Here is an 8,763-nt window from a genome sequence, read left to right as displayed (position 1 = left end):
ATGTCGCCGCCGCTCCAGCTGATATCACTGTTATAGCTCTCGGTGACGCTGTGGGTGTTATTGACATCGACATCGGTAAAGCTCAGGGCGCCGCTGTCAGTGAGGTTGGGGTTAGTGGCATCCTCAGTGACGCCGCCGACCATATCCACGCTGAGCACTGGCAGGTCATTGGTGCCGTTGATGGTGATGGCCACCGTCTTGGTGTCGCTGCCGCCATCATTATCGGTGACAGTCACATCAAAGCTTAAGTTAATGCTCTCACCTAAGGCGAGGAACTGCACCACCGAGTTGAGAATGCTGTAATCCCAGCTGTCATTGTCGACGCTAAAGCCATCAATCAAGCTTTGGATCTGCGCCGCTGACAGTACTGATGTCAGGTCGCCTCCGCTCCAGCTGATATCACTGTTATAGCTCTCGGTGACGCTGTGGGTGTTATTGACATCGACATCGGTGAAGCTCAGGGCGCCGCTGTCAGTGAGGTTGGGGTCGGTTGCATCCTCAGTGACGCCGCCGACCATATCTACGCTGAGCACTGGGTCATCATTGGTACCGTTGATGGTGATGGCCACCGTCTTGGTGTCGCTGCCGCCATCATTATCGGTGACAGTCACATCAAAGCTTAAGTTAATGCTCTCGCCTAAGGCCAAGAACTGCACCACAGAATTAAGGATTGAATAATCCCAGCTGTCACTGTCGACGCTAAAGCCATCAATCAAGCTTTGGATCTGCGCCGCTGACAGTACTGATGTAATGTCGCCGCCGCTCCAGCTGATATCACTGTTATAGACCTCGCTGACGCTGTGGGTGTTATTGACATCGACATCGGTGAAGCTAAGGGCGCCGCTGTCACTAAGGTTAGGGTCAGTGGCATCTTCAGTGACGCCGCCAGCAGCATCCACGCTGAGTACTGGCTGGTCATTGGTGCCGTTGATGGTGATGGCCACGGTCTTGGTGTCGCTGCCGCCATCATTATCGGTGACTGTTACATCAAAGCTGAGCGTGATGGTTTCACCTAAGGCGAGGAACTGCACCACAGAATTAAGGATTGAATAATCCCAGCTGTCACTGTCGACGCTAAAGCCATCAATCAAGCTTTGGATCTGCGCCGCTGACAGTACTGATGTAATGTCGCCGCCGCTCCAGCTGATATCACTGTTATAGACCTCGCTGACGCTGTGGGTGTTATTGACATCCACATCGGTGAAGCTGAGGGCACCGCTGTCAGTGAGGTTGGGATTAGTGGCATCTTCAGTGACGCCGCCAGCAGCATCCACGGTGAGTACTGGCAGGTCATTGGTGCCGCTGATGGTGATGGCCACCGTCTTGGTGTCGCTGCCGCCATCATTATCGGTGACAGTCACATCAAAGCTTAAGTTAATGCTCTCACCTAAGGCGAGGAACTGCACCACCGAGTTGAGAATGCTGTAATCCCAGCTGTCATTGTCGACGCTAAAGCCATCAATCAAGCTTTGGATCTGCGCCGCTGACAGTACTGATGTCAGGTCGCCTCCGCTCCAGCTGATATCACTGTTATAGCTCTCGGTGACGCTGTGGGTGTTATTGACATCGACATCGGTGAAGCTCAGGGCGCCGCTATCACTGAGGTTGGGGTCGGTGGCATCCTCTGTGACGCCGCCGACTGCATCCACGGTGAGTACTGGCAGGTCATTGGTGCCGTTGATGGTGATGGCCACGGTCTTGGTGTCGCTGATACCGTTGTTGTCGGTGACGCTGACATCAAAGCTTAAGTTAATGCTCTCATCTTCTGCTAAGAACTGCACCAGTGAGTTAAGGATTGAGTAATCCCAGCTGTCACTGTCGACGCTAAAGCCATCAATCAAGCTTTGGATCTGCGCTGCTGACAATACTGATGTCAGATCGCCGCCGCTCCAGCTGATATCACTGTTATAGCTCTCCGTCACGCTATGGGTGTTAATGACATCCACATCGGTAAAGCTCAGGGCACCGCTATCACTGAGGTTGGGGTCGGTAGCATCCTCAGTGACGCTACCGACAGCATCCACTGTGAGACTTGGTATATCATTGGTACCTTCAATCGTAATCGTGACTAGCTGAGTATCGGTGGCGCCAAATTCATCGGTAACGGTAACAAGGAACTGCTCGATTCTGGTCTCGCCCAAGGCAAGTTCGTCTACCAAATCATTGTCTAGGTTATAGACCCATTCTCCGGTGAGGGCATCAATGCTGAAGCTTCCGTAATCACCTGTAGCATTACCACTCCACGTTAAGAATGCATTGTTGTCTACATCACTGGCAGTAAGTAAGCCTGTAGCAGTGGCGATGCCAGTAGGATTACCTTGCTCATCTACTCCTGATTCAGTGACTGTGCCAGTGGCGTCTTGAGCAGTGGAAGTGATCACCGGGCTGTCATTGGTGCCCTCGATGGTAACAGTCACCAATTGTGTTGCGGTGGCGCCAAATTCATCGATAACAGTGACTAAAAACTGTTCTTGAACCACTTCTCCTTCAGCGAGACTATCTGCGGCCTGGTTGTCTAAGGTATAACTCCAGATCCCGGTTGCGGCTTCAACAGTAAAGCTACCAAAGTTACCAACGGCACTTCCTGACCAGCTTAAACTGGCACCATCGTCAACATCACTGGCAGTTAGCACGCCGCCAGTCGATGGAGTACCGGGAACAAAGGTTCCATCATCTAAGTTTCCGGCCTCGACCACAGTGCCTTGAGCATCTTGGGTGCTTGAGGTTATCACTGGGCTATCATTGGTACCTAATACAGTAATGGTAATCAGCTGTGTGTCGGTCGCGCCGAACTCGTCGGTTAAGGTTACTAAAAATTGCTCGGTAACGGATTGACCTTCTGCCAAACTATCAGCCAACTGATTATCTAAGCTGTAGCTCCATTGGCCACTGTTGGCATCGATATTAAAGTTACCGTAGCTTCCGGTTGCGCTACCTGACCAGGTAATGACTGCACCGTTATCAACATCGCTGCCTGTTAGTGCACCGTTGACTGTTGCCGTACCAGCAACAAAACTACCATCATCAAGGTTGCCTGACTCAATGACGGTGCCTTCATCGGCACCATCAAATGTAAGTGTGATTTGTGGGGCATCATTGCTTCCGGTGATCAAGATGCTGAGATTTACGGTAACGCTGTCACCATCGGCATCGAGTAATTGATAGCTAAAACTTTCGGTAAGCTGCTCACCCTGCGCCAAAGACTGAACGTTTTGTTGTTGGCTAGCTAGGGTATAACTGTAGCTGCCATCAGCTTCGACAACTAAGGTGCCAAAGTTACCTGAAATTTCAGTAGCACCATTAACGGCCAGGGATTGGCCGATACTATTGGTTATTTGTGAGACGGTTGCACTATCTGCTCCCTGAGTGTCGTTCTGCAGCAAATTACCTGATGTACTGTTTTGGTTGTCTTCAGTGACCTGATTATTGTCATCATTGCCAACTGGGGCATCATCAACGATGGTGATGTTTACCGCGCCAGAATCACTATTGCCGACCAGGTCGGTTAGCACGACGGTTAATGTTTCTAATACTTGGTCTGTTGCAGTGTGCTCGGCAGCGGAATTCAGGGTATAGCTATAGCTTAGCTCGCCTGTTGTCGCATCAAAACTACTGGCGGTAAAGCTACCAAAGGCGGTGGTGATAGTCACAGGGCCGACAAAGTTACCGTCTAAAATTACTGCCACATTATTGATAAACAGTGAAAATACGCCTGCTTCCGCGGTAAGAAAAAGGTTATTGTTTTGCGTGACAGCGCTTGGCTGTGGTGCGCTACCTTGGGGCAAGTCTTGTTCAGAAACGGTTACATTGTTAATGGTAAGACTAGGGGCTGCAGGATCTAACTCTGATATAATTTCCTCATCTAACGTTGTGTCCGCAGGTTGGGTAAAACCTGCTGTATCATATCCACTTGAAGCGATGGTCTCGTCTGCATTTCTATCTAGGGCAATATAATCAGAGCCACCTTCATTACCGCTACCACCTGCTGCAGTACCAGCAGCTGTCGCTGGCAGCTCTGCTGTAGGGTCGTCGCCGGCTAAAATTTGTGCCTGTAAGGCGGCAATTTCATCATCAATAGCAACTGGTGATGTAGCCAATTGCTCGCCGGTTTCGGGGAGTGGAATAGTGTTAGGTGTAGTCGTTGTTTGCAGGGGGGGCTCAGCAAGGCTCATCTCAGTAATTCGTGTGCCATCAGCATACTCAAGATTGAACTTAGTGCCTGTTGTAAATATTAACTGCTCTCCAGTGCGGATAAGATCACCAATACTTAGATCTCTTATATTTCCTTGCTCATCTTTAGCTTTGAGTTGTCCAACGAGATTAGTGACAACAGCATCTTCTTTTGCAATTGAGACACCCATAATATTATCCCTACTTTTAATGGCTCCAAAAAAGGAAGGTTTAGCAACCCATCAACCTACCTCTAGTTGGATTCAGACACTATAAAGTTTGGTTGGCTTTGAATGAGAGTCAAACTAGTGACACAGAGCTCTTTTAGCGCCGCAATTGTTGAGGAATTGCAGCTTGATGAGTGATTTGAACTAAGCAGTTGAGATGGGGAATGTTTTTTTAAGGCGATAGAGATAGGAGGGGGGAGAATTAAAAAAAATCCACCTAAAGGTGGATTTTTTAGCAGAAAAAAGTATAAACAGCTCGCTAAAGTTGAGCTGCGTGACGGTAGGCTTGTAGTGCTGAGTTTTGTTCACCTAAGTGTTCATAAACTTCGGCTAGCGCTAACCAATCCGCTTTTTCATGGGTATTTGATTGTTCGCTCTTACACAGTTTTAACCACCACTCTTTTGCTTGCCGATACTCTTTACTACGGTTGTAGACATTGGCAACGCAGCGCTGATAGTCTTGGTTGTCACCGTATCGTTTTTCGAGTGCGAAGAGGTTCTTTCTGACGTCTAAATCACTGGCATCAATTAGCTCTGATAAGGCGTCAAATAGGTTGGGGTGAGGTTGGCTTTTTAATGGTTTAAAAACCAGTTTCATTGCTTCAGCCTTACGCTCATAAAGGGCAAGTCCTTTGGCGTAAGCCGCGAGGTTTTCACTTTGCTTTCGCTCATTTCGACTTAACCAATGCCAAACCTTATCCAGTTCCTGTTCATTTATTGCCATTGCACTTGTTAACATGCTGGTGTTGGTTTGCAAAGCCAGTGCTTGCCACTGCTCATCAGAAAGCAACTGCCGTTTCTTGATGATAGGTAGTAACAGCTTTATTGCTTTCCAATCTTGTTGATGACGATATAAGTCTAATGCAAGTTGCAAAATAGGTGATTTACTTTTACTTGAGGGATTAAGGTCATCAAGAGCTGTTCGTGCCTCATCCAGTTTACCTTGCTGCATGAGATAACGTGTTCGAGTGGTCGCCACTGCCTTTTTGGCGAGTGGTTCTTTATCAGCTTCAAATAAATATTGGTCGCGTTGTTCTGAGTTGCCTTGGTGCTGTGCTGCGCGAGCAGCAGCCAGTAAGTTAAGGGTCGGAATCTCTCCTTTCTCGGCACCTTTTACCATGGCTTTTTCTGCTGCTGGCCAGTCTTCCTCTGCCAAGGATAGTGCACCGTTTAACGTGTATTTACGTGCCGCTTTTCGGCGCCAGCGCTCTGGTAATAGCCGACTACTAAGGAGCAAGTTAATTAGAAATACTGCTACCCACTCAACCAGCTGCAATAAGGTATAAAATACAATTGCTGCTAAAATAGCGAAAACTAGGCTGGTTTCTACTTCATAGTCACCAAAGGCTAAGTATACGTAACCGTTGGCCCCGGCTAAATAAGGACTTATGCACAGACCCAGCAGCACCACAATGAGATAGAACAGTGCTCTCATCATAGTGAGTTCTCCTCTGTGGTAAGTAAGTTGCCGTGATTGACCAGCTGTTGTAATAACGCAGTGGATGAGAAGTGGCTAATACTAGGCGTTTGTAGCTCTAAGGTCGCAAGTGCGTCCAATGCGGCTAGCGTTTCCTCTGTTTTTGCATCTTTGAGGTTAAAATATTGAAATACCCATTGTCTGGCTAAACGAATCGATTGACGATAGTTCACTTCATCTTGCCTAAATAAGGCGAGTTGCGATTGTAAAAGTTTGCTCTTGATATTCTCCACCAAATACCATTGCTGATCTGGGGCAAGCAGTGGGCCATGATCGGCGGTACGCTTGCGAATCACCACAAACTCTTCAAGTAATGCTTGCCATGAATGAGCCAAATTGCTGCGCCAATCGTCGATAGAGTCGGTCATTTGATTGAGATTGTCGCTGGTATGCTGCTCATCGATATCGGCACGGTTAAGTGGCAGTTTATGGATATTTTCTATGATACTATCAATGGTCAGTGCTGTTCCTGCTACATCAGTGGACTTTACTGCACCGACAGCGCGCATGTCTGCGGCCAAGGCTTTTCGTAGCGGCATTAAAGCGGGGTCTTTCATCGACTCGATGCGTTCATCAGCCGCGGTTAACAGACTTGCCGCGGTGCGCGGGTCGTTTTCAAGCCACAGCTTATTACCCGCCATACGAACTAGGTATTTGGCTTCTTCTGCCATCCAATGGTTAGGAGATCTTAACGCTAGCTTTTCAATGCGCTGTTGTAGTTGTTGCTGCTCGTCTTCTACTTGTTGCATAGCTTGAACATTTTGCTGTTGCGCTTGGCGTAGCTGTTGTTCGAGCTGAGTAATTCGTTTAGCGGGATCGCTGATTGCGACTTTAACTTGCTCAGCTAGCTCGTTAGAGCGCGTGAGTTGTTTGTTCTGTTCTTGATATAAGAAATAGCCGCCAGCGGAGGCGGTAAATGCCAAGATTAGAATCAGCAGTAAGTTAAAAAATACGCCCCATGAAACCCCTTTTTTGGAGATGTCTGCAGCAGGTTGTTCTTGATGCACTGCGGCTTGTGGCGCTTCATTGACCACCTCTGGCTTCACTTCTTGAACTGCCACCGTAGGAGACGCTTCATTGGTATTGGTTTGCACATCACTTTTGGATTCAACAGTACTGTCTTGATCTTTATTGTCCATGAAATGATCCCTTGGAAGCAAAAAGCATTAAAAATGTGGGTGATACAGACTAAATTATAACCCTAAGGCCGCTAATACTGCATCTTTGTTTGCTGCTTTAGCATTTGTTAGCTGGTTTAAACCAGCTGCTTGGGCCTGCTGGTATACACGTATACTAGGCACTATGATATGACAAGCTTGCAGCCATGCAAACTGTTCTTTTGGGACAAGATTAATCAGGTTAGCTAAAATTTCGCCGCTGGTGACGACTATAGTGTCAACTTGGTGTTGTTGCCAGTCAGCCACTATTTGTTTAGCGTCTAGCGTAGGACATTGACGCTGGTAGACCTGCCAATAACTTAAGTTTGCGCCACGAGACTGAAGCTGCTCGGCCAGCGTTTCTCTACCACCGACACCACGTACAATACACACGTTGACGTCATTGAGCTTTTGTAAGCTCGCAAGGGTAAGTAGTCCCTCGGTTTGCTGATTGTCTGCGGGGGCCTGTTCGGCTGCAATACCAAGTTCTGCAAGTGCACGGTAGGTGGCATCGCCTACTGCAAAATAGTGGGCGTTTGGAAATTGCGGACACAAATGGGCGGCGTAGGCAACGGCGTTAGTACTGATAAATATGATGATATCAGCCTGTAAGAATGCATTGAGCGCTGCGGGCTGATCTTTGAAGGGTTGAACTTCAAGCAGTGGAGTAGTGAAATGAGGCACTTTTTTTTGAGTCAGTGCCTCAATCATCGACTGATTGCGCCCCTCAGGACGCGTCAGAAGTACGGTCATTTATTTTGCATAAACCGCATCAAGGATAGTTTTAGCGCCGCGACTGAGTAGGTCTTCGGCCAATGCGATACCTAAAGCTTCAGCGTCTGCCTTATTACCCGAAGTGGTGCCTTCAATGATTTGGCTGCCATCTGGGTTACCCACTAATCCTCTTAGTGTCAACGTTTCGCCTTCGATTTCAGCATAAGCACCGATAGGTACCTGACAGCCACCTTCTAAGCGAGTGTTCATTGCACGTTCTGCAAGAACACGATGACGAGTTTCAGTGTGCTCTAGCGGAGCAAGTAGGGCTTTTACACGCTCATCATCAACTCGGCATTCAATACCAACAGCGCCTTGACCATTTGCAGGTAAAGAGTCTTCAGCTGAAATAAAGCTAGCGATTCTCTCTTCTAGTTTTAGACGTTTAAGGCCTGCCGCTGCTAAAATGATGGCATCATAGTTACCCGCATCAAGTTTGGCTAAGCGAGTTCCCACGTTACCACGCAAGTCTTTAATTTCTAGGTCTGGACGAGCTGCACGAATTTGGCACTGACGACGTAGACTAGAGGTGCCAACAACCGCCCCTTGAGGCAATTCAGCAATAGTTTTGTAGGTGTTAGAAACAAAAGCATCACGTGGGTCTTCACGTTCACAAATGACTTCTAAGCCAAGGCCTTCTGGAAAATCAACTGGGACGTCTTTCATTGAATGAACCGCAATATCCGCTTTGCCTTCAAGCATCGCCACTTCCAGTTCTTTGACGAATAACCCTTTACCACCAACTTTGGCTAGCGGGGTATCAAGGATAACGTCGCCTTTAGTGCTCATCGGTAATAGTTCAACGACTAACCCTTCATGAGCTTGCTCTAGCTCCGCTTTTACAAATTCTGCTTGCCACATTGCAAGTGGACTTTTACGTGTTGCGATTCGAATGACATTTTGCGACATGCTTGATATTCCATCAAAGGCTGTAATTGCGGTAATGCTAACATTGCTT

The 8,763-nt window shown here is 47.9% G+C and carries 5 protein-coding genes; all 5 read right to left on the bottom strand.

Translation table 11 applies throughout. The features are described from left to right. On the bottom strand, positions 1-4,361 hold a 4,361-nt coding region (locus ACHUFW_RS06865), incomplete at its 3' end, for a retention module-containing protein (RefSeq protein WP_394201700.1). Between the two features lie 295 nt (positions 4,362-4,656). Beyond that, on the bottom strand, positions 4,657-5,835 hold the full coding sequence (locus tag ACHUFW_RS06860; protein ID WP_394201698.1) for a heme biosynthesis HemY N-terminal domain-containing protein: 1,179 nt from the start codon (positions 5,833-5,835) through the stop codon (positions 4,657-4,659). After that, on the bottom strand, positions 5,832-7,013 hold the full coding sequence (locus tag ACHUFW_RS06855; protein ID WP_394201697.1) for a uroporphyrinogen-III C-methyltransferase: 1,182 nt from the start codon (positions 7,011-7,013) through the stop codon (positions 5,832-5,834). Before ACHUFW_RS06855 ends, ACHUFW_RS06860 begins: the two co-directional genes overlap by 4 nt. Before the next feature lie 54 nt (positions 7,014-7,067). Continuing rightward, positions 7,068-7,784 (bottom strand): uroporphyrinogen-III synthase, encoded by a 717-nt coding sequence (locus tag ACHUFW_RS06850; RefSeq protein ID WP_394201695.1) that lies wholly within the window; start codon positions 7,782-7,784, stop codon positions 7,068-7,070. Then, entirely contained in the window at positions 7,785-8,714 is a 930-nt protein-coding gene (gene hemC / locus ACHUFW_RS06845) for a hydroxymethylbilane synthase (protein ID WP_394201693.1), read from the bottom strand. Positions 8,715-8,763 lie beyond the last annotated feature (49 nt).

The organism is Shewanella waksmanii (assembly GCF_043643685.1).
GTDB classification, from domain to species: domain Bacteria; phylum Pseudomonadota; class Gammaproteobacteria; order Enterobacterales; family Shewanellaceae; genus Shewanella; species Shewanella waksmanii_A.
This window is presented reverse-complemented; position numbering and strand designations above follow the sequence as displayed.

What these genes read in the sequence shown, in the direction of transcription:
- ACHUFW_RS06860 (WP_394201698.1), bottom strand. Translation starts at nt 5,835, where the DNA reads ATGATGAGAGCACTGTTCTATCTCATTGTGGTGCTGCTGGGTCTGTGC.
- ACHUFW_RS06855 (WP_394201697.1), bottom strand. Translation starts at nt 7,013, where the DNA reads ATGGACAATAAAGATCAAGACAGTACTGTTGAATCCAAAAGTGATGTG.
- ACHUFW_RS06850 (WP_394201695.1), bottom strand. Translation starts at nt 7,784, where the DNA reads ATGACCGTACTTCTGACGCGTCCTGAGGGGCGCAATCAGTCGATGATT.
- hemC (WP_394201693.1), bottom strand. Translation starts at nt 8,714, where the DNA reads ATGTCGCAAAATGTCATTCGAATCGCAACACGTAAAAGTCCACTTGCA.